Consider the following 25737-nt stretch of genomic DNA (forward strand, 5'->3'; position numbering starts at 1 on the left):
GAGGCGCCGACCGAGCCTACTCGAGCACACTCGGGAGCACCGAATCGTGAGACCGCACGATCGACGACCCCATACGGGTGCGCACTGCCCGTGAGACTCCACGAACCTCGTTCTGGACCCTACCGGTCGGTAGGCCCGTCGGCGTTCCTTTGGAGAGGGTCACGATCGTCATTCGTTCGCCCTACGCCGACAGATGGGTGACCCGCCCCCCGGAGACCGTCGCGAGCACCGGAACCGACCGCAGATCCGCGTTGGAGAGCAGGTGCGGCCACTGCGCGAGCACGGTCAGATCGGCGGCCGATCCCACCGTCACCGCGTCGCGCCCACCGCACGCCGACCGCAGTGCCGCCGACAGCGGCAACGCCTCGTCGGGCTCCCACGGCGGCCGGTCGTCGTCGGTCCGGTGCACGGCGTCGGCCACCGCGGCGCGGGGGTCGGGCGGTGAGACCGGGGCGTCGGACCCGAACTGCAGAGCGACCCCCAGCCGGTGCAACGACCCGTAGGGATAGGCCCGCGAGGCGCGGCCCGCCCACAGAAGGTCGACGACGTCCCGATCGCTCATCGCGTGCTGTGGCTGGATCGACGCGACGACACCGAGGTCGGCGAACCGGGCGAGGTCCACCGGGCGCACCTGCTGGGCGTGCTCGATCCGGGCGCCGACGGTGGGCAGCTCGCCGGTGCGCATCCGGGCCCGGACCGCGGCGACGGCGTCGAGCACCACGGTGTTGGCGCGATCCCCGATCGCGTGGACCGCGGACGCGATGGAACCCGACGCGGCCGTGGTCATGAGCCGGACCAGCTCGGGCTGATCGACCAGGAGCAGGCCGTGCGACTCGTGGCTGCCGCCGTCGTCGGGATAGGGGTCGTGGCAGCACGCGGTCCGCGTGTTCAGCGATCCGTCGGCCATGATCTTCAGCGGGCCCATGCGGACGGTGCCGGCGGTGTCCGGTACCGGCTCTCCCGTGCGTCGACCCACTTCGACGCAGTGCTCGAGCCACGTCGACCACGTCGACGCGGTCACTCGCACCGCGGGCAGTCGGCGCGCCGCTCGACGCGCCCACGACGACCAGTTGTCGTCGTACTCGAAGTCGAGGATCTCGGTGATGCCGCGGCGCGCCAACTCGTCGGCGCCGTCGAGCACCTGCCGGTCCACCTCGGCGTCGTCGACCCGCGCATCGAGAACGGCGAGCATGGCGATCGCGTCGTGATCGCGCAGGTAGCCGGTGGGATGGACCACGCCCAGTGCGTCCATCAGCGACGGTGACAGCCACACCGAGTGCAGGTCCATGCTCGTCACGGCGACGTGGACGCCCGGCAGCGCCGCCTCGAGCATGTCCTTGTGCGGGGGCGTCGACCACAGCGCGGCGCGGTACCCGTGGGCCCGGACGACGGATCCCGGCACGGCGGACCCCGCCACCAGGGTGTCGACGACGTCGGCCGCGCTCGTCGCGTCGCCGACGTCGATGCGGTTGCGGGCCAACGACCACTGCGCCATGTGCACGTGCCCGTCCACGAACCCCGGCAGGAGCACCCCGCCGGCACCGTCGACGACGTCATCCCCCGCGGCGCTCAGCCGCTCGCCGGGAGCGGAGATCTCGGTGACGCGGTCGCCCTCGACGCGAACGTCGGACAACCCCTCCCGCGCGGGATCGACCCGCACCCGTTGCAGCAACACGAGAGGAGACTGTAGGCCCCGAGCGTCGGCCCCGATGCTCAGGTCAGTTCGCGGGACGAGTCCTTGAGATCGACACCCGATCGGCCCAGTTGCCGTGCCCCCGCGACCAGCGACGCCGCCACGCGCGCCGCGTGGTCGTAGGTCATCCCGCCGGGTGGGTGGATGTTGGAGATGCAGTTGCGCTCGGCGTCGCTGCGCCCCGGCCGCGGCTGGTGAGTGAGGTAGATCCCGAGGCTGTCGGCCACCGACAGGCCGGGACGCTCCCCGATGACCACGAGGACGGTGCCGACGCCGAGCGCCTCGCCCACGTGATCGCCGAGCGCCACCCGCGCCTGCGTGGCGACGACGGGCGGCGCGATCGTGAACGTGCCGAGAGCGTCGGCGAGGGCGCGCGTGAGCCCGACACCGTGCTCGGCGAGAGCCCGCGGGGACAGCCCGTCGCACAGGACGATGCCGAGATCGGCGTCGGTGCGCGGTAGGGCCGACAGATCGGCCGGCAGCCGCCCGAGATCGGGTCGGCGCAGGTACTCGCTCCTCGACTCCGCGCGGCTCGACACGACGACGGGGTCCCCGAGTCCGAGTTCCGTCAGCTCGGCGACGACCGCGTCGACGTCGAGGGGCATGTGGACGGCGTCGCGGGCCGCCGCGTGGGCGGCCTGGAACTCGAGCACCCGCGACGTCGGCAACGCATCGCCCGCCCGACCCAGTCCGATCCGGGCCTGCGTCGTGAGCCGCAGATCGGACCAGAAGTCGGGGGCGGTCATGCCGGGGCCGCCGATGCGCGGAGCGGCGAGGCGGTCACGCCGGAGCCGCCAATGCACGCAGCGGCGAGGTCGAGGCGTCGACGGGAAGGACCCGGCCGGCGTCGTCGGTCATGCCGAGTCGGTGCATCCACGCCTCGAACTCGGGCGCGGGCTTGAGTCCCAGCACCTGCCGGACGTAGAGCGCGTCGTGGAAGGACAGGCTCTGGTAGCCGAGCATGACGTCGTCGGCGCCCGGCACCGCGATGACGAACGCCGCCCCGGCCGCGCCCAGGAGCGTGAGCAGCGTATCCATGTCGTCCTGGTCGGCCTCGGCGTGGTTGGTGTAGCAGACGTCGACGCCCATCGGCAGGCCGAGCAGCTTGCCGCAGAAGTGGTCCTCGAGGCCGGCGCGGACGATCTGCTTGCCGTCGTAGAGGTACTCGGGGCCGATGAACCCCACCACGGTGTTGACCAGCAGGGGGTCCAGCGCGCGGGCCAGACCGTAGGCGCGGGTCTCGAGCGTCTGCTGATCCACCGGTTTCCCGCCGGCGCCGAGGTGGGCACCGGCCGAGAGCGCCGACCCCTGGCCCGTCTCGAGGTACATCACGTTGTCGCCGACGGTGCCGCGGTGCAACGACTTTCCCGCCTCGTTCGCCTCGAGCAGCATGGGCACGGTGACGCCGAAGCTGCGGTTGGCGCCCTCGGTCCCCGCGATGGACTGGAACACCAGATCCACCGGCACACCCTTCTCGATCAGACCGACCGTCGTCGTCACGTGGGAGAGGACGCAGGACTGCACGGGGATCTCGAACCGCTGCCGGATCTCGTCGAGCAGATACAGCAGATCGGCTGTGGCGGAGGGGGAATCGGTGGCGGGGTTGACGCCGATCACCGCATCGCCGGACCCCATGAGCAGCCCGTCGAGCGTGGCCGCGGCGATGCCGTGCGGGTCGTCGGTCGGGTGGTTCGGCTGCAGGCGTGTCGCCATCGTGCCGGGCAGACCGATCGTGGTGCGGAACGCCGACGTCACCACTGCGGCCTTGGCCACCGCGATCAGATCCTGGTTCCGCATGATCTTGCTCGTGGCCGCGACCATCTCCGGCGTGAGACCGGGAGCAAGGGCGCGCAGGGTCTCCGCGCTGCCGGATTCCGCTGCGACGGTGAGCAGGTGGTCGCGCAGGCCGCCGACGGTCAGGTGCGAGACGGCGCCGAACGCGTCGGCATCGTGCGCGTCGCAGATGAGCCGGGTGACCTCGTCGTCCTCGTACGGCACCACCTGCTCGTCGAGGAAGGTCTGCAGGGGCAGGTCGGCGAGAACCCATGCGGCGGCGGCACGTTCGGCGTCGGACTCGGCCGCACAGCCGGCCAGACGATCCCCGGATCGCGGCGGTGTCGCCTTCGCCATCACCTCGACCAGCCCGTCGAAGGTGTAGGTGCTGCCGGCCAGGGACTGTCGGTACACGGTCATTCCAGGTCACGCTCCGCATCGGCCAGGGCGGCGAACTCCTCGTCCGGCGACGAGGCCACCAGACGGTGGCGGCTGTACAGACCGAAGTACGCCATGAAGGCGGCGAACACGACCAGGCACCACAGCGCCGCCTGACTGTCCACCAGGAAGGTGGCCACCACGGCGAGGGCAGCGACCACCAGCGCGAAGCCGGTGGTCACCGTGCCGCCGGGAGTGCGGTAGGGCCGCGGCATGTCGGGCTCGCGGCGGCGGAGCACGATGTGGCTCACCATCATCAGAACGTAGCTGAGCGCGGCGCCGAAGACGGCCATGTTCAGCAACATCGAGCCCTTGCCGGTGAAGGTCAGGGCGAAGCCGATGACACCCGGCACGATCAGCGCCAGCGTCGGCGCCTTGCGGGAGTTCACCACCGACATCGACTTCGGGAGGTAGCCCGCCCGGCTCAGGGCGAACAGCTGCCGCGAGTAGGCGTACATGATGGAGAAGAAGCTGGCGACCAGACCGGCGAGGCCGATGTAGTTGACCACCGTCGCGGCGCCGCTGTCGCCCAGCGCCTCCACCAGTGGGTTGCCCGAGGACTGCATCGCGTCCGCGCCGCCGGCCCCCGTCACCAGGATCAGCATGGCGGCGGCCGTCACCAGCAACACGGCCATGGCCGCGATGATGCCGCGCGGGACGTTGCGCGCCGGGTCCTTGGCTTCCTCGGCCGCCAGCGGGACACCCTCGATGGCGAGGAAGAACCAGATCGCGAACGGCACCGCCGCCCAGATGCCCAGGTAACCCATGGGCAGGAAGCTCGACGCGCCCGCGGCGTCGGTCGGCTCGATGTCGGTGAGGTTGGCGGCGTCGAACATCGGCACCGCGGCGATCACGAAGATCAGCAGACCCACCAGCGCGATCGCCGTGATGACGAACATGACCTTGAGCGCCTCGCCCACCCCGGCCAGGTGCACGCCGATGAAGATCGCGTACACGGCCAGGTACACCCACCACCCGTCGGTGATGCCGAACAGCCCGAGCGACTCGACGTACGCCCCGATGAAGGTCGCGATGGCCGCCGGGGCGATCGCGTACTCGATGAGAATGGCCGTGCCCGTGGCGAATCCGCCCCAGGGGCCGAGTGCGCGCCGCGCGAACGTGTAACCACCGCCCGCCGCGGGCAGAGCCGACGACATCTCCGCCATCCCCAGCACCATCGCGAGGTACATGCCGGCGATCAGCACCGCCGCGATCGCGAGGCCGCCGAAGCCGCCCTGCTCGAGCCCGAAGTTCCAGCCCGAGTAGTCACCCGACACCACGTAGCTCACGCCGAGGCCGGCGAGCAGCACCCACCCCGCCGTGCCCGACCTCAGGGTGCGTTTGGCGAGGTAGTCGTCGGTGGGCTGGGTGTCGGATCGGGGTTCCTTGACGGCCATGGTGAGCCTTTCTCGCGGGGGGTGGTGGAACCGTAGGTGGGGTGTGTTGCGGGGGTATTGCCGCGTGTTTGCGTACGGTCGCGGTTTCTGTGCAGTAGTCCACCGTGGAGGTGGACGACTGCACCGAGAGCGGTGCGGTTCGGAACTCCGCGGGCCACTGCTGCGTCGATCAGGTCATGATCGAGAAGGTCCTCGCCCGGCAGGACGGCGTGATCACGGCTGCCCAGGCACGCGATGCCGGACTGACGCACCGGGTGATCGAGGGACGGGTGAACTCCGGAGCATGGCGACGCATTGCTCGGGGGCTCTACGTCGCCGTGGACCGACCGTTCACCGACGAGGCCCGAGCGCGGTGCGCCGTGTGGTCCACCGGATCCGGGGTGTTGAGCGGCGCGGGGGCCGCGTTCTGGTTGGGATTGACCACCTACCTCGTTCCCGTGATCGAGGTGACGGTGCCTCGCACGGCGTCGGGGCGCAGCGCCTCGGGGGTGCGCATTCGACGACGCACGCTGGACCCGGCCGACGTCGTCGAGCTGCGAGGCATTCGCGTGACACGGTTGGAGCTGACGGTGCTCGAGGCGTCGACCGTTCTGGGCCAACAACTCGTCGACCGTCAGTTGCAGCGGAACGCCACCCTCCCCGCCCTTCGACGGGCCCAGGACCGCAATGCTCGCCGCCACGGCCATCGGGTGGCCGAGCGATATCTCCTCGCGGCCGAGGGCGGTGCCCGCTCGGAGGCCGAGCGGCTGGCGATCCGCCTGCTCACCGCCGACGGGCTGACCGGGTGGGAGGTCAACCACCCGTTCGGGGGCTACGTCATCGACATCGCATTCCCGGCGCTGCGCCTCGCGATCGAGATCGACGGGTGGGCGTTCCATTCGGACAGCACCGTCTTCCATCGAGACCGGCGACGCCAGAACGTTCTCGTCCGGCATTGGACGGTGCTGCGCTACACCTGGCACGACCTGACCCATCGACCCGACGAGGTCATCGCCGAGATCCGGCGCTTCGTGACTCGGGTGCAGTAGTCCACCGTGGGGGTGGACTACCGCACCGAACCGTCAGCCCTGCAGCGTCATACCCGGCACCGGGCAGGCATCGACGGCCTCGGCGACGACGACGGACTCGTCGGGCACCTCGGGCCGCTCACCCTCCTCCCACTGCGCCCCGGTGAGCGGGGGCTGGGAGGCGAGCGTCGACAGCTCGTCCTCGGTGAAGGCCCGGCCGCGACTGAGGAACCGCAGCCCCTCCGGTGTCTCGAGGGAGAAGCCGCTCCCCCGGCCGGGCACGACGTCGAGGACCATCTGCGTGTGCTTCCAGGCCTCGAACTGCGACCCGGAGATCCACACCGGCACGGCGTCGGCGTCGGCCGGCAGATCGGCGGGCACCGTGTCCACGTCGGCACGCAGATCGAGCAGGCCGAGCAACACGTCCCGATCCCCGACGATGAATTCGCCTGCGGGATAACACATCGGGGACGAGCCGTCGCAACACCCGCCGCTCTGATGCATCATCAGCGCGCCGTGGAGACCGCCGAGGCGACGGAGAAGCTCCATCGCCCCGGCGGTGGCCTTCAAGCGGGGCAGCATCAGAAGAAGCCCTGGGCCTTCGGGGCGTAGCTGACCAGCAGGTTCTTGGTCTGCTGGTAGTGGTCGAGCATCATGCGGTGGTTCTCACGGCCGATGCCGGACTGCTTGTAGCCGCCGAACGCCGCGTGGGCCGGGTACTGGTGGTACGTGTTGGTCCACACGCGGCCGGCCTGGATGTCGCGGCCCGCGCGGTAGGCGACGCCGCCGTCACGCGACCAGACCCCGGCACCGAGGCCGTAGAGGGTGTCGTTGGCGATCTCGATGGCGTTGGCGTAGTCGGAGAACGACGTCACCGACACGACGGGTCCGAAGATCTCCTCCTGGAAGATGCGCATGTTGTTCTTGCCGGTGAAGATCGTCGGCTGCACGTAGTAACCGCCGTTGAGGTCGCCGCCGAGCTCGGCCCGCTCGCCACCGGTGACGATCTGCGCGCCTTCGCCCTTGCCGATCTCGATGTAGGACAGGATCTTCTCGAGCTGGTCGTTCGACGCCTGCGCTCCGATCATCGTCTCGGTGTCCAGCGGGTCGCCCTGGCGGACGGCCTTGGTGCGGATCGCGGCGAGCGCGAGGAAGTCGTCGTAGATGTCCTGCTGGATGAGCGACCGCGACGGGCAGGTGCAGACCTCGCCCTGGTTGAGGGCGAACATCGTGAAGCCCTCGAGGGCCTTGTCCTGGTAGTCGTCGTTCTGGCTGAGCACGTCGGAGAAGAAGATGTTGGGGCTCTTGCCGCCGAGCTCGAGCGTCACCGGGATCAGGTTCTGCGACGCGTACTGCATGATCAGGCGGCCGGTGGTGGTCTCGCCGGTGAACGCGATCTTCTTGATGCGGGGGCTCGAGGCGAGCGGCTTGCCGGCCTCGGTGCCGAACCCGTTGACGATGTTGACGACGCCGGGCGGCAGCAGGTCACCGATGATCGAGATCAGGTGCATGATCGACGCCGGGGTCTGCTCGGCGGGCTTGAGCACCACCGCGTTGCCGGCGGCGAGGGCGGGCGCGAGCTTCCACACGGCCATGAGAATCGGGAAGTTCCACGGGATGATCTGGCCGACGACGCCCAGGGGCTCGTGGAAGTGGTAGGCCACGGTCTCGCTGTCGATCTCCGAGAGCGACCCCTCCTGCGCGCGGATGCAGCCGGCGAAGTAGCGGAAGTGGTCGATGGCGAGGGGAATGTCGGCGTTGAGGGTCTCGCGGATCGGCTTGCCGTTGTCCCAGGACTCGGCGAGGGCGATCGACTCGAGGTTCTCGGCGATGCGGTCGGCGATCTTGTTGAGGATGACGGCGCGCTCGGCGGCGGAGGTCTTGCCCCAGGCGGGGGCGGCCTTGTGGGCGGCGTCGAGGGCGAGCTCGATGTCCTCCGAGGTCGAGCGGGCCACCTCGCAGAAGTTCTGGCCGGTGACCGGGGTGGGGTTCTCGAAGTACTGGCCCTTCACGGGAGCGACCCACTCGTTGCCGATCCAGTTGTCGTACCGGCTCTGGAAGGACATCGCGCTGTCGGGCGAACCCGGGCGGGTGTAGACGGTCATCGAAGAGCTCCTTCGTCGCTCGTGATCCGCCCCCGTGTTTCCCGGGGGCTGTGATCGGGAACACTACGGAGCCGACCGTTGCAACACCGTTGCGTGCCTATCCCGCCTCGCCGTCGCGGTACTGGAGCGCCACCTCCACCCGCGACGTGCAGTCCCATTTCCGCATGATGTTGCGCAGGTGGCTGACCACCGTCCACCGCGAGATCCCCAGACGTGCCCCGATCTCGGAGTTGCCGAGTCCGGTGGCCACCAGCTCGGCGACCTGCTGTTCCCGGTCGGTCAGGCGCTCCGGCCCGGTCCCGGGCGCACCGGGAGCACCGCCGGCCACGGTGCCGTAGAGCGACCGCAGCATCGCTCCGGCGGACACCGGCACCGGGGCGGCGGTGGCCCCGCGCATCCCGACCCCGACGTCGGCGACGACGTCCGCCAGCACCCGACGACGGTCGACGGTGACACCGTCCATCGCCGCGACGAGATCGAGGACCTCCGCGACGCGGGCGACGCCCTCGACTCCCGGTTCGCCGTGCAGCGGGCGAACGCACGACGCGAGGACGTGCACGAAGGCGTGATCGCCGTGCGACGCCGCGAGGGGGTACGCCGCGGCCACCCGACGACGTCCCACGGCCGATTCGCCGATGCGGGCGCGGATCGCGGCGTCGGTGACGTGGAGGCGGGCGAGCACGAGCGGGTCGCCGGCGATCGCGGCATGCACTCCGGCGACGGCGAGCACGTCCTGCGCGTCGGCGGTGCGGCCGTCGCCGAACAGACGGGCGGCCAGGTCGAGGGTGACCTGAGCCGCGGCGGCGGGAGCACCGCCCCCGGTCACGAAGCGATCGACCGCGGTCAGGACGGCACGGTCGTCGACGTGGACGGCCCACACGGCGGCGAGGACGTCGGCCCGCCAGGACACGGCGCGCTCGTCCGGTGCAGCGGTCGCGACGAGCAGGTGGCGGCACAGGGTGGTGTCGCCCGACGCGAGGTGCAGGTCCGCCGACACGGCGCGCAAGCGAGTGCGGACGTCGTCGGGAACGCCTGGCGCGGCGCCGAGCATGCCCTGGACCCGGCGGTGCAGCTCGCGGTGCAACCCCACGGCGGCCAACGCCGGCGCCGACGCGTCGACGAGCGTGACGACGTCGGACCAGCGGCCGACGGCGGCGAGCCGGTCGAGCGCGACGAGGGTCGACCTGCGGAGTTCGACCACGCGGGGCACGGAGCGCGCGGTGTCCGCGGCGGCGGCGCGGACGTCGTCGACGGTCCGCAGGTCGAGGGCGAGGGTTCGGGCCGGCATCGTCTCCGCCTGCCCGGCGAGGAGCCGTCCGCGCGCTTCGCGCACGGCGTCCCCGATTCCGCTCAGCCGCAACGCCACTCGCGACCCCGACGTCGCGCCGCCCGCCGACGGATGCACCACCCGCACCACGCCCGACGACGCCAGCTCGGCGATCCCGGCGTCGACTTCCGTGTCGGGGGCGACCGCTCGGAGGGTGGCGACGGCCGTCGCACCGGCGGCCAGGTGAAGGGACCAGAGCACCTCGCGTGCCGCGTCGCCGCGCACGTCGCCGACCTCGACGAGCGCTCCGGCGAGCCGCTCGGCGAAGCCTGCCCACCCCGCGCCGTTCTGCAGCGCGTCGAGCACGACGGCGGGGCCGAGATCGAGCAGCGCCGCGGCACAGAGGGAGGGATCGTCGATGTCGATCTCGCAGCCCGCGAGCGCCTCGAGAGTGATCTCGTCGACGGCGTCGCCGTCCGCACCCCGGTCGATCAGGGCGGCACGCAGAGCGGTCGTGGGTTCCGGTCGCCGAGCGAAGGTCACGGTCGTTCTCCCTTTCCGTGCCTCGGCACGGCCACTGGTGACGGCTCGGTCGCGCCCAGCCTATCCGCGTGATCTCCCACGGGTGTGGGTGCCGCTCCTGCGTATTCGGTGCACCGGCGCGTGCCGATGCGACGACCATCGCACGATCGTGCGATGCCGGTCCCCGCACGACTCTGCGGGTCATGAGGTTTGGCACCCGCACAGCGCTGCGTTTCGCGGCCCGGGGATTCCGCCTAGCGTTCGTTCCGTCACCCCGACCACCCACCCTCACGACCGACTCCCGATCGGAGAACCCCATGGCCGCACTGACATCCACCACTCGTCCGCAGGTCCAGGACACCGACACCACCGTCGCCGCGCCGGACGAGGCCGAGCTCGTTCGACTCGCCGGGGCGGGTGCCGCGCGGGCCGGCCGCGTCCGCGGATCGGTCCCCATCGGCCTGCCCACCACCACCTGCCCCACCTGGTCCTGCGTCTGAGCACCGTCCCGCCATCGGACCCGGTCGCCACGGCCGTCGACGACGCCGTGCGCCGGGTCCGGTGCGCTGCGCACCGCCTCCCCCGCGAGACGCTCGTGCATCCGGCCGCGATCACCGCGGCGGTCGACCGGTTCGCGCGGGATGCGGAGGACCTGGTCGGCCGCGCCGTGGCGCAGGAGTTCCAGCTGTTCCGCGACGAGCGGGGTGCGCCCGCCGATCCGACGTCCACCACCGCGCTGGCCGCGTTCGACGCCCACCTGCGCGCCGGCGGCCTCGACCGCCTGTGGCGCACCTACCCGGTGGCCGCCCGTCACCTCGACCGGCTCGCGGACGACCGTATCGCCCAACTGTCGACGATCCTCGAGGCGCTCGCCGTCGACGCTGCCCGTCTCCGAACCCTCGGGTTGCTCCCGTCGGGGCAGGTCACGGCGATCGACATCGCCCACGGCGACCCGCACGACGGCGGGCGGCGCGTGGCCACCCTGACGGTCGACTTCGCGGCGTCTCCCTGCCTGGTGGTCAAGCCACGCTCGGCCGATCCCGACGACCTGCTGGAACGCATCGTCACCCTGCTCGACGTCGACGCCGCGGGCGATCACCTCCGCCTGCCCCGTCGGGCAGCCGGCTCGACCGCGGACCTCTCCTGGCACGAGTTCGTCTCGCCGACAACGCTTCCCGACGACCCCGACGCGGCGGCGAGGTTCCACCGCCGCGCCGGCCGGGTGCTCGCGGTGTTCACCGCGCTGGGTTCGACCGACGGGCACGCCGAGAACGTCGTCGCCGTGGGCGATCACCCCGTCCCGATCGACGTCGAGACGCTGCTGCACCCGGCCACCGAGAATCCGGCCATGGCCGACCCGCTGACGTGTGCGCTCGCGGACGGTCCGCTGGGCACCACGATGCTGCCGACCGGGTCGCCGAGTACGTCGATGGCGGCTCTCTCCCGCGCCGGCACACGAACGCCCGGTGGCGCCGACGCCCGCCGTCACGTGCACCGCGGAACCGACGGGTGGACGATCGTGGCCGTTCCGGCGACGATCACCGCCACCACCCACCGTCCGGTCGCACCCGACACGACCACCCCGGTACCGGTCGCCGACCACGTCGACGACGTCGTCGCCGGATTCCACACGGCGGTACGGCATCTCGCGCGTCGACGCGACGAGATCCATCGGCTTCTCGACGACGCTCGGGCCACGACGTGTCGGCGGGTGGTTCGTCCGACCGCCGTCTACACCGCCTTTCTCGACGCGGCCCGGCATCCGCGCTACCTCGGAGACGGTGCCGAGGCCGAGCGTCTGTTCCGCCTGCTCCCCGAGTCCGCGACCGGGACGGCGGAGGTGACCGAGGCGGAGATCGCGGCGCTGCTGCAGGGGGACGTCCCACGGTTCGCCGACCGCGTGGACGCGCCGCCGCCGGTGGGGCCGACGCCGCTGGCGCGCGCTCACCGGTGTCTGGACACACTGATCCGGACGCCGCCCGCGGCACTCGAGCACCTGGTGCGCTCCGCCCTCGCCGGGGTCGACACCCCGTCCCGACCGGTGCCTGCGCGGACGGAGACCACCGATCTCTCTGCAGCGCTGCAGGATCCGGACCCCCTGCGGGGGATGGCCCGCGTCGAGCGCCGCCTGGCCGCACGCACGGTCCGCCGGGGCGGCCTCGGACCGACTCTCGGGACCCTGGACGCCCTGCCGGGCGCGGGACCGGACGCCGACCCGGTGCTCACGGCCGGCGACCGCACGCTCTATCACGGCGGCGGCACCGCCCTGCTCGGCGCAGCGCTCGCCCGCGTCCGGCCGACCCCGGCCCGTCGCCGCCGCCTCGCCGACGCGACTGCTGCCGCGACCCGGCACGCCGAGAATCTGATCCTCGACCTCCGGGAGGGTGTGTCTGCCGAGACGGGCCGAGCATGGTGCCCGTTCACCGGTGCGCTCGGCACCGTGTGGCTGCTCCGCGAACTGTCCGGGAGCGCCGACCGAGCGGTCGACGGTCGTGCCCGCGACGCCGCCGACCGCCTCCTGTCCACGGTGCTCGACACGGCGAACCCGGCCGACCGCCTCGACGTCGTCGGCGGCCTGGCCGGCGGCGTCGTCGTCCTCACCGAGTTCGGCCTCGCCGATCACCCCGCCGTCCGCAGCGCGGCGGACCGGCTGGCGGCGGCGCTGCACCACGGCGAGGTCCGTGAGCGCGGCCTCGCCCACGGCGTCGACGGGCTCGCGTGGGCGCTGGCGCGGGTGGACGGCCATGCGCATCGGGCGCGACTCGTCGACCTCCCCGGCGACTCGGCGGGATCTTCGCGGTGTCGCGGTGCGGCGGGATCTTCCTGGTGTCGCGGTGCGGCCGGGCTCGCGCTGTGCCACACGGAGATCGCCCTCGTGGCGGGGGACGTGCCCGCCGCGGTCGCCGCCGCGGCGACGGTGCCCGACCCCGTCGAGAACGACGATGCGCTGTGCCACGGCGAGACGGGCGTCGTCGCGGTCCTCCGACGCCTCGCACTCCTGCTCGCGCCCGTCGCCCCCGACACGGCCGCGGACCTGGACGACCGCGCGGACCGGCGAATCGGAGAACTCCGGGACCGCAGTCGGCAGGCGGGGCACGCGACCGGCCACCCGGGTCACGTCGGCGTCGCGACCTTCATGACCGGCGTCGCCGGCATCGCGTTCGGCCGGGTCCTGGTCGAGTCCCCCTCGTCAGCGACGGGCGCCGTCGACCTCCCGGACCCGATCGCGCTGCGGCCCTCTCGCCTGGCGTGCGAGGGGTAGCTCGCACCGCACGCGGAAGTGCGCACCGTCCCGGCCTGCGGCGAACGTCCCGCCGACGGCCTCCACGCGCTCACGGAGGCCGGCGAGGCCGCGACCGAGTCCGTCGCCGGCGGACCGCTCGTCGACGCCGTCGTTGACGATCTCGAGCACACCGTCACGCATCGTCAGCTCGCACTCCGTCGCGGCCGGGGCGTGCTTCAGCACATTGGTCACCGATTCGCGGACCACCCACGCGGCGGCTTCGGACGCCTCGGGATCGAGCTCGGCGCCGCCGTCGCCGTCGGCCTCGGCGAGGACCCCCGCGGTGCGGAGGAGCACGAGGGCATCGGCGAGCTCGGTCTCGAATTCGATGTCGTGGTACCCGCGCACCAGAGCGCGCATGTCGGCGAGGGCGCGCTGCGCCGTGCGCTGCGCGTCGCGGACGTGCGTGTCCTTCGCGGCGGCGTCGTCGCGCACGGACAGGGCCAGCTCGCAGGTCAGGGCGATGGACGACAACGAGCGGCCCATGACGTCGTGCAGGTCGCGGGAGAACCGGGAGCGCTCCTGGTCGATGCTCATCCGGGCGATCTGTCGCCGGGCCGCGTCGAGTTCACGGACGTGGCGGAAGATCCACATGGCCAGCCGGACGTAGAAGAAGTTGGCCGCGCCCAGCACCAGGAAGATCCAGAGCGCCCCCGGCGTGCCGGTGATCGGAAGGCACGCGGGGACGAGGACGATCGTGGCCGCCGCACCCCACCGTGTCGACACCATGGACGCGGCGAAGGCGCCGCAGATCAACGGCAGGGTGCCGAGCCAGGCGAGCTGCGCGTACGCCGCCTGGCCCACCACCGCGACGATCACCGCGCCCACGGCCACGACGCCGAGGTACCAGGCCACCGCGCGTCGGAACGGTCGCGTCTCGACGTGACCGGGCACGGCCGCCCGCGTGATCAGCCAGGTCAGACCGAGCAGAGCCGCGAGTACGACGCCGCAGCAGAGCCACACCGCGGGCCGATCGAGCCGCAGGGGGGTCCGCGCGACCAGCGGGACGACCGTCCCCCACGACATGACGTAGAGCGTCGCGGCGACGTAGAGGCTGCCGACGCGGGTGTAGTTCTTCACCGGTGGCCGCACCACCGGCTCGCGGGAGTCGGACGGGTGATTTGTCATACCGGAGTCCTGACCGGCCTCACTACCCGGCGGGGTCCGCTCCGAGCAGTGTCGAGAGGGACGGATCGACACCCTCCGCGAAGGAAAGGACGCTCACCATGTCGCATTTCACCAAGGACGTCATGAAGTTCGGACCCGCCCCGACGCTCGCCCGCGAAATCCCCGTGGCCATCGCGAACCTGCTGTTCAGCGCGCTGGCGCTGGCGATCATCTACGCGGTCTCCGGTGGCGTGGACACGATGTTCGTCGTGATCGCCGCCGTCCTCGTGGCCTACAGCCTGGGCCGCCCGCTGTACGTCGCGCTGCGCGGCAACCGGCCGGCACACGGCTGACGCGCCGGTCACATCCACCCCTTCTTCACGGCCAGCTGAGCAGCCTCGTGCCGATTGCGTGCGCCCAGAGCGGACATCGCGGACGACAGGTAGTTCCGGACGGTTCCCACCGCCAGATGGAGCTCCTTCGCGATGTCCGCTACCGGCGTTCCGGGGAGCACCAGGCGCAACACCTCGATCTCGCGCGCGCTCAGGGGATTCTTCGGCGCGCTCATGACGCTCGCCGCGAGCTGCGGATCGACGTAGGACTGGCCACCCGCGACCTTGACGATGATCTCCGACAGCTCGTCCACCGCGGTGGCCTTGGTGACGTAGCCGCTCGCGCCGGCGTTCATGGCGTCGCGCATCGTCGACGGGGCGACGCTCGCGGTGAGGATCACCACCTTCACCCCCAGGGGCGCGAGGACCGCGCACGCCTCGATGCCGCTCATCACGGGCATGTCCGCGTCGAGCAGCGCGATGTCCGGCCGGTGCGCCTTGGCCAGTTCGACGGCCTGCGCTCCGTCGGCCGCCCCGCCGACGACGGACAGGCCCGGACGCAGGCCGATCAGTTCGACCAGCGCGGAGCGGATGGTCACTTCGTCGTCCGCCACCACTATCCGGAGATCCTCCACAGCGCAGAGATTATCCCGTCCGGGCGTCCGTGACATTTCTCATCCGGGACGCGTGAGAAGCGGACCGCGGGAAGCGATCGTTCGGCACTGACGAAAGCCGTTGCGGCGCAGCAGAGTAGGTACCAGCGAAGCACAGCAGGACCCCGACCGAGAGGAGCACGGCGTGACCACAGCCGAGTTCGATCCAGCGCAGGTCGCCGAGGTGATCGGCAAGGCCGACATCGTGACGCCGATGACCATCCGCGCGGCGGTCCGCGTCGGGCTCTTCGACGCACTCGCCGACACCGCCGGCAGCGCCGGCACCGCCGACACCGCCGGCACCGCCGGCACCCTGGACCTCGACCGCTTGACGACGGCGGTCGGCGGACACCGCCGCGCCGTCCGCGTCGCCGCGGACCACCTGGTCCACGAGGGCCTGCTCGCCGGCGGCGAGGAGGGCTACTCCCTGACCGCGCTCGGCTCGCTGCTGACCCGCGACCGGTCGTCCCTGGGCCTACGCGATCTGCTCGACGTCGATACCGTCGTCGGGCGCAACGAGATCGCCCTGGTCGACTTCGACCACACCCTGCGCACCGGCCGCCCGGCCTCCGAGGCACGGTCCGGCGCCACCCTGTGGCAGGAACTCGACGACGCCGACGCCGATGCCGACGTGTCGTCCTTCGACTGGGAGGATCCGGGATTCGCCGCCGAGCTGATACTCGATTCCCCGGTCTTCGCGACCGCGTCGTCCGTCCTCGATCTCGGCGGCAACACCGGGTCGCTCGCCCTGGCGCTCCTGCGGCGGTGGCCGCACCTGCACGCATCGGTGCTGGACTTCCCCGTGTTCACCGACCGCGCCCGCGCTCGCGCCGCCGAGGCCGGGCTCGCCGAGCGCCTCACCGCGACCCCCGGCAGCTTCTTCGATCCCCTCCCGACCGGTCACGACGTCACCCTTCTCTCGGCGATCCTCGCCGACTGGGACGACGACGACGCCGTCGCCATCCTGCGCCGCGCCGCGGAGGCGTCCGACCGCGTCGTGGTGGCGGAGGTCCACCTCACCGCGCGCGGCCGCCTGGCCTCCGAAACGTCCGTCGCCGTCCGGCTCGAGGCGTCCATGACCAGGCCCGATCGGACGTCCGCCGACGTCGAGGCCCTGCTCGTTCGCGCCGGGCTGGCGGTCGAGACCGCCGTCACCGACACGCCGGATCGCTCCCTGTTCGTCGCTCGCCCGCTCGGAGGTGCCGCGTGATCACCATCGCCGACGACTTCCGCACGCTCGCGTCGCGTTATCGATTGGGCACGCCGCCGAGCGGCCCCGAGGAGCGCCTCGTGGGACGCAACGCGAACTACCGCATCGACACCGACTCGGGACGCTGGTTCGTCAAGAAGTTCCGCTTCTCCGACGCCGCGGACTCGCTCGCACGGTGCCTCGCGTACGACGAGGTGCTCGCGGCGCATCCCGACGCCGGCCTGCCGCGATCACCGCGCTGCGTCGTCGCCGACTCCGATCTCGGCGTCCTCGTGCAGGAGTACGTCGACGGTGCCGAGTCCGGCACCACGCTGATGGTCGAGGAACGCTTCACCCCGGCCGTCGCCGCGACCCTCGGGCGCACCGTCGCCCAGCTGCATTCTCTGGACCTGCGGGATCTGCCCGCACGGGAGGACCGCCCCACACCCGCACCCGCGGTCGGTCTCCTCGGTGGCATCCCGCTGCGGCACGTCCGACACCTCACCGGCGGCGAGCTGGCCGCGTACGGGTTGATCCAGTCGGACGCAGTGCTGTGCGACGCGCTGCGCGCCCTCGCCGCCGACTCCGCGGCAGCCGCGACCACCCCGATCCACGGGGACCTGCGCGCCGATCAGGTTCTGGTCCGTGCCGACGACGTCTGGGTCGTCGACTGGGAGGAGTTCGGCGCGGGCGATCCTGCCCGTGACACCGGGTCCTTCCTCGGTGAGTGGCTCTACCGCGCGGTGCTCGACATTCCCACGGCGCGTGGCGGGGGCGACGTCATGGCCCGCGGCGGCTCCGCCGGAGCCGTGCTCCGACGAGGCCACGAGAAGGCCCGCGCGCTCGCCCCGATCCCCCGCGCCTTCTGGCAGGCGTACCGCACCGCACGCGACGTCGACGACGACTTCGTCCGTCGCACCGGAGCGTTCGCCGGCTGGCACCTGCTGGACCGCCTCCTCGCCGGCGCGGCCACCAACGCCGTCCTGCCCGCCATCCATCGCGCTGCCGCCGGCGTCGGACGGTCGGGTGTCCTGAATCCCGCGGGCGTGCACGCCCTACTCGGAACCGACGTGCACGCCCTACTCGGAACCGACGTGCACGCCCACCTCGGAACGGAGCAACCGTCATGACCGCCTCCCTCACGGCCACCGCGCACCGCGCGCAGTCGACGGCGTTCGCGGACGTGCTCGACTCGATCGAGGTCGACACCCGCAGCCTGACCGCATCGGTGGCAGGCGACCCGGTGACCGCGGACGACGTCCGACAGCTCGAGACCGAGCTCGGCCGCCGCCTGTACGAGCGGCTGCACGTCCGCTGGCCCGTCGGCCGCGACTCCCTGGCGCGGGTGGACCGCGACCTCGATGCCGAATCTCGGATCACAGCAGCGGTTCCCGACGTTCCGGTGCCGGTCCGGGTGCGCGACGTCCGCCGCGAGGGCGGCGCCGTCACGGCCACGATGTTCGGTGCCCGCGTCGTCCTCGACGACGTCCCGACCGGCGACACGGTTCTGCTGCCGTCGGGCTGGCCGGCCCTCTCTCCGGGGTTCCACCTGGTGTTCGGCCCGGCGCGACCCGGCGCCGCGGGACGAGAGGCCGACGCGCTCTGGCGCGTGTACCTGGCCGCCGAGACCTTCGAGGACGGGCTCACGGTCTTCGGCGACGCCGTCGCCTACCTCCGCGCGAACGTCTCTGCGTGGCAGGCGAAGATGGCCTCGTCGCCCGCCTGGTACCCCCGCACGGATGCCGTCACCGTCTACCTCGGGCACGACGAGCGGCACCACGCCGACGCCCTGGCCGATGCGGTGTCCTCCGACGCCCGGTGGCATCGGACGTCCGCCTTCGTCGCCACGCTGCGACCGGGCGTGGGTCTCGCGCAGGAACCCGACGATCCGGACCGCACCCGCCGGTCCCTGAGCTACGGCCAACACCGCGCCACCGTTCTCGCGCGACTGGCCCTCGACGGACTCGGCGTCGACGCCGTCCCCGCCGCCCTCACGTCGGCCGGGGTCGACCCGATCGAGTTCTGGCGCAACACCACTCGGCGGACACACCGCCCTTGACTTCTCGCCGAACCCGGCGAGTGGCTCGGACGACACCGAGCGAAGCACGATGCGACACCCTCGAAAGAACACGAAGCACGACCGAGAAACACGACCGAGAGGAAGCACCATGAGCGACACCCACGACATCCTGGACGGCCTGTCCTCCTACGCCGCCCCGGACGAGATCGCCGAGACCAACGCGGGCGACGTTCCCGCCACCACGGTCCCGTGCTCGGCGCTGGCCAGCATCACCACCGCCGAACTCGGCTGCTGACGCACCACCTGGACGACCCGACCAACCCATCGAGCAGTACCCATCCAGTACGACCGCATCGAAAGGAAACACCATGAGCGAGAACACCACCCACGACATCCTGGCCGGCTTCGACGCGTACGCCGCTCCGGAGGAGATCACCGAGACCAACGCCGCGGACACCCCGGCCACCACGGTGCCCTGCTCCGCTCTCGCGTCCTACACCACCGCCAAGCTGTCCTGCTGAGTCGCCGCCGGGCCCGCCGCGCACTCCACGCGCGGCGGGCCGGGCACGGCCCCGTCCCACCCCCCCACCCGTCGAGAGGACACGACATGACCGCTCCCAGCGCCCCGTCGCTCTCCGCCTACGCACCGTGGTCCGCGCCCGGTATCGCCGATGCCGCGTGGTGGGTCGCGTTGGCCGCGTCGACCGGGCTGGACCGCGTGTGGTTCGGACAGCAGTCGTCCGTGTCCGTGCTCGGCGGCATCGGCTACGCCGCCGGCCGCGGCCACCGCGTTCCGGTCGGGTCCGCCGTCACCCTGATCCCGACCACGACGCCCTACGCGGCCGCGCTGGACCTGCGCGCGCTCGCCGATCTGGTCGGCGATCGACCCGGAACCCCGCCGGTGAGCGCTTACTTCTCCCCGGGGTATCCCGAGATCCACCGCGCCCTCACCGGGACACCGTGGACGTCCCCGCTGACGACCACCCGCGAGTTCGTCGCCGCGCTGCGCGGTCTGCTCGCCGGCGGCCGGGTGGACGTCCGCGGCGAACACATCACCACGGTGATCGACTCCCCGGCACCGGATGTCCGCGATCGCGTCGAGATCGGGCTCGGCGTCCTGCGTCCCGCGATGGCCCGCCTGGCCGGGGAGATCGCCGACGGCGTCGTCACCTGGTTGGCGACCCCCGACTACCTCGCGGAGACGCTGGTCCCCGCCCTCGACGAGGGCGCAGCCACGGCCGGTCGACGACGCCCCCGCGTCGTCACCACCCTGCACGCCGGACTCGACGTCCCCGCAGCCGAGGCGACCGACCTGGTGCGACGTGCCGTCGGGCCCCATCTGCGCGCTCCGCACTACCGCGACATGCTGCGCCGCGACGGGCTCGACCTGACCGGCACGCTCGACGACCGGGACATCGCCCGGGTCCTCGACCGCGGTCTGGTCACCATCGGCGACGCCGACCGCATCGCCTCTCGCGCAGCCGATCTCGCGGAGGCCGGGGCCGACGAGGTGTCCGTCGTCCTGCATCGTCCCGACGGCGCCACGCGCGCCGACATCGCCGACGCGTGGCGGCGGACCGCCGCCGCGGTGCGCACACACACGAGTGCCGACCCGCGGCCCGAACGCAGGAGTGCAGCATGAATCTGGTCCTGGTGGTCACCGGCGCGGTCAGTTCCGCCTTCATGCCCTACTGGGCCAACTGGCTGCGTATGCAGCGGCCGGACATCGACACCCACTACCTGATCACGCCGTCGGCGACGAAGTTCGTCAGCGCCGACTCGATCCGCACGGTGAGCGGAGGCGCCGTCGACGTCGACACGTGGACCGGCACCGCCGATCCGCTGCACGTGCGGTTGGGCGACTGGATGGACGGGATGATCGTCTATCCCTGCACGCTGCACTACTTCTCGCGGTTGGCGCTCGGGGTCGTCGACTCGCCGTCGCTCCTCGCGCACGCGAGCACCGACGCTCCGCTGGTGGTGGCCCCCAGCCTTCCCCCCGGCGCCTTCGAGAACCAGCCGTACCTCACGCATCGGGAGACGCTGCGTCGTCGGTCCGACATCGTGGTGGTCGAACCCACTCCGGCGCGCAGCGCCGCGTCCACTCGGCCCGCCTACGGGGCGGCGCCGCTCACCGACGCCATCGAGAGGTTGGACGCCGCATGACCACCACGAGCACGTCGAGTACCACCGTCGACTACGGAACGGCCATCCGGGCCACGAGGATCCGACCACCGACCGACCCGCGGACGTCCCTGGCCCTGTGGACGCGCACTGCACCGCACCGCGACCATCCCTTCAGCTCGGTGCCCGTCCGGTCGGCGCCCGCCGGACCGTCGGGCCGCTTCGTCACCGGCGAGGGCGACGAGGTGGTGCGCACGTACCGGCTGCCGGCGGAGGAAACCCTGGCCGCGACGGCCCTGCACGGTGACAGTGGATCCGTCGACTGGCTCGCGACGTACCGCGACTGGGGCGCGTTGCTCGCCGCCCTGCACGCGACCGACGTCGACGACACGCGTCGGGTCGAGCCACCGGCCCGAACCCGGTTGCGAGACTGGTGGTCTCGGCCCGACCTGGGCGACGCCCGCCGAACCGCCGGACGGGCCGCCTTCCTCGACGGGCTGTCCGCCCGCGCCCGTGACCACCTCGACGACGTCCTCGGGGTGGACCCGAGTCCCGACGGCGTCCTCGTCCACGGGTGGGCGGGGGTCGGCCACAGCGTCGCCGATCCGGACGGTCGGCTGGTGGTGATGGTCGGCGAGGACGTCGGTCACGCGCCACCGGAATACGACCTCGGCGCGCTGACCGCGCAGGCCGTGGAACTGGCCGTGTTCTCCCCCGCCGGCCGTGCACCGTCGCCCGCCGAGGTGCGGGACGAGCTGCTGCGCGGGTACGCCGAGCGCGGTGGACGCCCCGTCGACGACGGTCGGCTCGCCGACCACACCATCGAGCACGTGGTCCGGCACGTCGCCGACTTCACCTGGTTCGCCGACTACGCCGACGCCGAGCTCCCACGGTGGTCGTCCCTGGTCGACTGGCTCGAGAGCAACCGCGCGCCGTGACCGTCCTGCGCTCACCCGACGGCGTCCGGATCGTTCTCCTGGACCGGCCGGGCTCGGGCGCGGTGACCACGGTGGCCGTCGCCCCGGCGGGCTGGCAACACGATCCGCTCGGCGGCCAGGGCACGGCCCACCTGTGCGAGCACCTGACGACGGTCGGATCCCGCGCCGCCGATCGGCGGGTCGAGGCGATCGGCGGCTCCACGGCCGCCACCACGCACGTGGACCGCCAGGAGTTCGTGACCACCGCGCCGGGCTCGTGCTGGCGCACGGTCCTGGCCGACGATCTCGATCGTCTGCGCGGCCGAATCACACTCTGCAGCAGCGAGTTCGACCGCCAGCGCGCCGCGGTGATCGAGGAGGTCCGCGCCCTGGCCGCCTCCCCGTCGCCCTGGCCGGCCCTGTCCGCCGCGGTCACCGACCACCCGGTCCATGCGCGGGACGGGTTCGGCGCCGTCGCCGATCTCGAGCACCTCACGCTCGACGACGCCCGCGCGTTCCTGGCCCGGACGGTCCGTCCGCACGAGTCGATCCTGGTTCTCGCCCTGGACCTCGCGGCCGCCGGTGGCCCCCGCGCCGTGGCCGAGGCGATCGAGCGCGGCGAGCCGAGTCGACAGGGGAACGACCCGCTCCCCACCGACCCGTTCCCCTATCGCCCGCGCACCGTCGCCGGTCCGGGCGTCACCGACGTCTGGCGCGCCCGCACGATTCCGGGTGTGCGCGCCGACCCCCGTCGTCACCTCGAGTGGGTCGCGGCGGCGTCGACGGTCGACGCGAACACCGTCCGTTTCGGCCGCGCCGGTCCCGCCGCCGTCGCCGACACCGACATCCTGGCCGTGCGAGGCGCGTGGCGCCCCGCCGTGGTCACGGCGATCGACGTCGGCCGTGCGCGCCGTGCTCTGCTCGCTCTCGCCGAGCGGCTGTGCCACGATCCCGTCCACGTCGCCCGCGCCCACGCGCTCGCCGACGCCGACCTGGCGACCACCGTCCGAACGCTGGCCCGCAGCCTCACCACCCGCGACCTGCAGGACCGCCTCACCGAGCTACGCGACACTCTCGAGGCGGCGGTGGTGCCCGACCCCACCGCCGCGACGTCGACGGGCGCACGGCCCAGCAGCCGCCAGGCGCCGCTCCCGCCCGTGTCCCGCCCGTCCGACCGACGGCTGCGCGTCGTTCCGGGGTGGCGCCCGAGCCCGGTGTCCACGTCGGTGTCCGCCCGGGCCGCAGCGTCCGTCGACGCCGCCGTACCGGTCGTCGCCGTACGCACCTCGGCTCCCACGCGGTTGAGCGTGCGCCTCGCCGACGGGTCCGCCGGGCCGTCCGGGTGGCACCGGGCCGCCGATGTGGGCGGGGGTCGGTTCCGCGCCGTGCCCCTCACCCGGGACGAGGCGGCCGCCGCGCTGCGGTCACTGCCGCGCACGGGCGTCGAGGTGCTGTGCGCCGTGGGTCGCGACGCCGACGTCGTCGCAACGGACTCGTCACCGTCCCCACCCGCCCCGGCCCCGCCGACACCGGCCCCGCCCGCGCCGTCGCTCGGCGACGCCGCCGCCGACTGGGTCGCGCTGGGCGCACTGAACTCCGTTGCCCGACTCGGCGTGGGTCTGCCGCCGGTGGTACGGGTCATCCGCGTACCGGGCCGGCCCGGGTCGGTGGTCGGGACGGTGGCCCCCGACGACGTCGCCGCCGCAGCCGCGGGGATCACGGCCGAGGATCTGGCCGCCACCCGCGAGTTCTGCGCGGGTCAAGCGGACTGCGCGACGGGCGATCCGGACACGCACGTCGACCTGCTGACCACGCTCAGCGCGCTCGGCGTCCCGGCGGAGCCGGGGTCGACCGACCCGGTGCTCGCGTTCGCGGCGGCTCTGCGCGCCGTCCCCGATTCCGCCGTACGCGATGCGCTGGCCTCGCTGGTGACCGCGACGGCGGCTCGCACGACGCATCTGACGAATGTCATGTCCGAGAGCGGTTGAATGTCATGCGGACCCGTGGTCAAGGGCACTACCGGGGCCGACGCGGCCGGCGAAGCATGGAGCCATGACTCCCACGCCGATCCCTCCCCCCGACGCCGTGGTCCACGCCGCCGGCCTCCACTTCCACTACGACGAGTACCACGCCGTGCGCGACGTGTCGTTGACCGTGCGCCGCGGCGAGATCTTCGCGCTGCTGGGCACCAACGGCGCGGGCAAGACGACGACGCTCGAGATCCTGCAGGGCTTCCGGGAGCGATCCGGGGGCGACCTGGCGGTGTTCGGCGTCGACCCGTTCCGCGACCCCGCGGAGATTCGCGCCCGCACCGGGGTGGTGCTGCAGGAGGCGGGACACTTCGGCGAGATCAGCGTCCGCGCCGAGCTCACCATGTGGTCTCGGCTGTCGAGCCGCACCGATTCCGTGGACCGCGTGCTGGGTCTGGTCGATCTCACGCACCGCAGCGAGAACCGGGTGGACTCGCTCTCCGGTGGCGAGCGTCGACGGCTCGATCTGGCCATGGCCATCTGGGGCGCACCGGAACTCATCGTGCTCGACGAACCGACCACCGGCCTCGACCCGGAGTCCCGACGGACACTGTGGAGCCTCGTCCGCGACCTGCGCGACGCCGGCACCACGATCGTGCTCACGACGCACTACCTCGAGGAAGCCGAGGAACTCGCCGACGTGGTGGCGATCATGCACCAGGGTGCGCTGGCCGTGCACGGCACGCTCGACGAGGTGCTCGCCACCCGCCCGTCCCGCATCCAGGTCGACGTCGCGCCGCTCGACGGCGACCGTCTGATCGCCGCTGCCCCCGCCGGGGTCACCGCCGCGTGGAACGACGCGCGTCGACCCGCCGACGCCGGTCTCCGTGCGCTCGAGGTGGTCTCGGACGATCAGCAGGCCGCGTTGACGTGGCTGATCGGCACGGCCGAGCGAGACGGCATGATCCTCGGCCCCCTGCGGGCGAGCCCGGCGTCGCTCGACGAGGTCTTCCACCACGTGCGCAACTCCACCACCGTGTCGGCAACCCCCGACCACACGACCAGCGAGGTGTCCCGATGACCGCCACGATCTCCACCCTCCGCACGACGACGTCCGCAGCGCCCACTCGTCGACTGTCCGGCTGGACCCGTACCCGTCGGCAGATCGCCTTCGAGACGTCGATGGTCTTCCGGCAGCGCAACACGCTGCTCGCGACGCTGCTCGCACCGGTGTTCGTGCTCTTCTTCCCCATCGTGTCCCGGCCCGAGGACGCGACCGGATGGACGATGCTCATGGCGCCCATGACGGTGCTGGTGCTGGTGTTCTCGGTCTACATCAACGGTGCCACCATCGTCGCGGCACGTCGAGAGTCGCAGCTGTTCAAGCGGTTACGCACCTCCGAGCTCACCCCGACGCAGTTGATCGTCTCGATGATGGTCCCGCTGGTACTGCTCGGACTGGTGCAGGTGGGCATCGTCGTCGCCGGTGTCGCGGCGCTCGGGGGCCCCCTCCCCGCCGATCCCGCCCTGGTCGCGGCGGCGGCCCTGGTGACGGCGCTGCTGTCGGTGACCGCCGGCGTGGCCGTCGGGTCGATCTCCCCGAACAGCGAGCGGGTGCAGTACTCGGTGATGCCGCTGCTGCTCCTCGCGGCGATCGGGTCGAACCTCGTCGTCGCTCCGAACGTGGATCCCGGCCTGCGGAGCTACCTGCTCTTCGCCCCGTTCACCGGAGCGGTGGACCTGGTCGCCCGTGCGGGCGACTCGGTACCGATCCTCGCGGACACTCCACTTCCCCTGTCGCCCATCGTGTTCGACCTCGGCATCACCGGGTTCTGGATCGTGGCGCTCGGGTTCCTGGCCTTCGTCACCTGGCGCTGGGAACCGCGCGGGTGACACAGCGGTGGGAACCGCGCGGGTGACACAGCGGTGGGAACCGCGCG

24 protein-coding genes are annotated in these 25737 nt (G+C 72.3%); 15 read left to right on the forward strand and 9 right to left on the reverse strand.

The features are described from left to right. Positions 1-181: 181 nt before the first annotated feature. From RC2_RS06570 to eat, 4 genes are read right to left on the reverse strand one after another with little or no spacing between them, the layout of a single operon-like run. The gene (locus RC2_RS06570; RefSeq protein WP_068151372.1) at positions 182-1675 is read right to left on the reverse strand and encodes an amidohydrolase; all 1494 of its coding nucleotides are present in this window, start codon (positions 1673-1675) and stop codon (positions 182-184) included. Between the two features lie 38 nt (positions 1676-1713). Beyond that, the gene (gene eutC, locus RC2_RS06575) at positions 1714-2439 is read right to left on the reverse strand and encodes an ethanolamine ammonia-lyase subunit EutC (RefSeq protein WP_068151393.1); all 726 of its coding nucleotides are present in this window, start codon (positions 2437-2439) and stop codon (positions 1714-1716) included. A gap of 34 nt (positions 2440-2473) precedes the next feature. After that, positions 2474-3886 carry an ethanolamine ammonia-lyase subunit EutB gene (locus tag RC2_RS06580; RefSeq protein WP_068151375.1) on the reverse strand — a complete coding sequence of 471 codons (1413 nt, stop codon included), beginning with the start codon at positions 3884-3886 and terminating at the stop codon, positions 2474-2476. Beyond that, entirely contained in the window at positions 3883-5301 is a 1419-nt protein-coding gene (gene eat, locus RC2_RS06585; RefSeq protein WP_068151377.1) for an ethanolamine permease, read from the reverse strand. The genes RC2_RS06580 and eat overlap by 4 nt, the downstream gene beginning before the upstream one ends. A gap of 104 nt (positions 5302-5405) precedes the next feature. Here eat and RC2_RS06590 point away from each other — a divergent pair, with 104 nt between their 5' ends. Continuing rightward, positions 5406-6329: a PDDEXK-like endonuclease domain-containing protein gene (locus tag RC2_RS06590; protein WP_308125462.1), complete on the forward strand. Its 924-nt coding sequence runs from the start codon at positions 5406-5408 to the stop codon at positions 6327-6329. Positions 6330-6362: 33 nt separating this feature from the next. On the opposite strand, the gene RC2_RS06595 is transcribed toward RC2_RS06590, so the two are convergent. From RC2_RS06595 to RC2_RS19195, 3 genes are all read right to left on the reverse strand, one after another. Then, entirely contained in the window at positions 6363-6890 is a 528-nt protein-coding gene (locus RC2_RS06595; RefSeq protein ID WP_245811006.1) for a DUF779 domain-containing protein, read from the reverse strand. Then, the gene (gene exaC, locus RC2_RS06600) at positions 6890-8413 is read right to left on the reverse strand and encodes an acetaldehyde dehydrogenase ExaC (RefSeq protein WP_068151381.1); all 1524 of its coding nucleotides are present in this window, start codon (positions 8411-8413) and stop codon (positions 6890-6892) included. The genes RC2_RS06595 and exaC overlap by 1 nt, the downstream gene beginning before the upstream one ends. Positions 8414-8510: 97 nt before the next feature. Further along, positions 8511-10223: a LuxR family transcriptional regulator gene (locus RC2_RS19195; RefSeq protein WP_068151384.1), complete on the reverse strand. Its 1713-nt coding sequence runs from the start codon at positions 10221-10223 to the stop codon at positions 8511-8513. Positions 10224-10519: 296 nt separating this feature from the next. Between RC2_RS19195 and RC2_RS18620 the strand changes: the two genes are divergently transcribed. Beyond that, entirely contained in the window at positions 10520-10702 is a 183-nt protein-coding gene (locus RC2_RS18620; protein ID WP_068151389.1) for a hypothetical protein, read from the forward strand. 95 nt (positions 10703-10797) lie between these two features. Beyond that, on the forward strand, positions 10798-13464 hold the full coding sequence (locus RC2_RS06615; protein WP_139277302.1) for a DUF4135 domain-containing protein: 2667 nt from the start codon (positions 10798-10800) through the stop codon (positions 13462-13464). Here RC2_RS06615 and RC2_RS06620 read toward each other — a convergent pair. After that, positions 13393-14613 carry a sensor histidine kinase gene (locus RC2_RS06620; protein ID WP_083529664.1) on the reverse strand — a complete coding sequence of 407 codons (1221 nt, stop codon included), beginning with the start codon at positions 14611-14613 and terminating at the stop codon, positions 13393-13395. The two genes, RC2_RS06615 and RC2_RS06620, sit on opposite strands and share 72 nt — an antisense overlap. Positions 14614-14711: 98 nt before the next feature. On the opposite strand from RC2_RS06620, the gene RC2_RS06625 reads away from it, so the two are divergent. Then, positions 14712-14945 (forward strand): hypothetical protein, encoded by a 234-nt coding sequence (locus RC2_RS06625; RefSeq protein WP_068150851.1) that lies wholly within the window; start codon positions 14712-14714, stop codon positions 14943-14945. A gap of 8 nt (positions 14946-14953) precedes the next feature. Here RC2_RS06625 and RC2_RS06630 read toward each other — a convergent pair whose 3' ends face one another. Further along, on the reverse strand, positions 14954-15559 hold the full coding sequence (locus RC2_RS06630; RefSeq protein ID WP_169818404.1) for a response regulator transcription factor: 606 nt from the start codon (positions 15557-15559) through the stop codon (positions 14954-14956). Positions 15560-15722: 163 nt separating this feature from the next. Here RC2_RS06630 and RC2_RS06635 point away from each other — a divergent pair, with 163 nt between their 5' ends. The 11 genes from RC2_RS06635 to RC2_RS06675 all read left to right on the forward strand — a co-directional run bounded on the left by RC2_RS06635 (position 15723) and on the right by RC2_RS06675 (position 25690). Continuing rightward, positions 15723-16787, forward strand: a complete 1065-nt coding sequence (locus tag RC2_RS06635) for a methyltransferase (protein WP_068150856.1) — start codon at positions 15723-15725, stop codon at positions 16785-16787. Next, positions 16784-17896: a class V lanthionine synthetase subunit LxmK gene (gene lxmK / locus RC2_RS06640; RefSeq protein WP_068150859.1), complete on the forward strand. Its 1113-nt coding sequence runs from the start codon at positions 16784-16786 to the stop codon at positions 17894-17896. Before RC2_RS06635 ends, lxmK begins: the two co-directional genes overlap by 4 nt. Beyond that, entirely contained in the window at positions 17893-18825 is a 933-nt protein-coding gene (locus RC2_RS06645) for a T3SS effector HopA1 family protein (protein WP_068150862.1), read from the forward strand. Before lxmK ends, RC2_RS06645 begins: the two co-directional genes overlap by 4 nt. 109 nt (positions 18826-18934) lie before the next feature. After that, entirely contained in the window at positions 18935-19081 is a 147-nt protein-coding gene (locus RC2_RS18895; RefSeq protein ID WP_156509759.1) for a hypothetical protein, read from the forward strand. A gap of 73 nt (positions 19082-19154) precedes the next feature. After that, positions 19155-19307 (forward strand): LxmA leader domain family RiPP, encoded by a 153-nt coding sequence (locus RC2_RS18900; RefSeq protein WP_156509760.1) that lies wholly within the window; start codon positions 19155-19157, stop codon positions 19305-19307. Positions 19308-19393: 86 nt separating this feature from the next. Continuing rightward, complete coding sequence (locus tag RC2_RS06650; protein WP_068153306.1) at positions 19394-20428, forward strand: LLM class flavin-dependent oxidoreductase; 1035 nt, start codon at positions 19394-19396, stop codon at positions 20426-20428. After that, positions 20425-20952 (forward strand): flavoprotein, encoded by a 528-nt coding sequence (locus RC2_RS06655; RefSeq protein WP_068153303.1) that lies wholly within the window; start codon positions 20425-20427, stop codon positions 20950-20952. Before RC2_RS06650 ends, RC2_RS06655 begins: the two co-directional genes overlap by 4 nt. Then, complete coding sequence (locus RC2_RS18905) at positions 20949-21848, forward strand: aminoglycoside phosphotransferase family protein (RefSeq protein ID WP_068153301.1); 900 nt, start codon at positions 20949-20951, stop codon at positions 21846-21848. The genes RC2_RS06655 and RC2_RS18905 overlap by 4 nt, the downstream gene beginning before the upstream one ends. Continuing rightward, positions 21845-23815, forward strand: a complete 1971-nt coding sequence (locus RC2_RS18910; RefSeq protein WP_072681209.1) for an insulinase family protein — start codon at positions 21845-21847, stop codon at positions 23813-23815. Before RC2_RS18905 ends, RC2_RS18910 begins: the two co-directional genes overlap by 4 nt. A gap of 64 nt (positions 23816-23879) precedes the next feature. Further along, the gene (locus RC2_RS06670; RefSeq protein WP_068153212.1) at positions 23880-24878 is read left to right on the forward strand and encodes an ABC transporter ATP-binding protein; all 999 of its coding nucleotides are present in this window, start codon (positions 23880-23882) and stop codon (positions 24876-24878) included. Further along, on the forward strand, positions 24875-25690 hold the full coding sequence (locus RC2_RS06675) for an ABC transporter permease (protein WP_068153214.1): 816 nt from the start codon (positions 24875-24877) through the stop codon (positions 25688-25690). The genes RC2_RS06670 and RC2_RS06675 overlap by 4 nt, the downstream gene beginning before the upstream one ends. Positions 25691-25737 lie beyond the last annotated feature (47 nt).

Source organism: Rhodococcoides corynebacterioides NBRC 14404 (assembly GCF_001894765.1).
Classification (GTDB): domain Bacteria; phylum Actinomycetota; class Actinomycetes; order Mycobacteriales; family Mycobacteriaceae; genus Rhodococcoides; species Rhodococcoides corynebacterioides.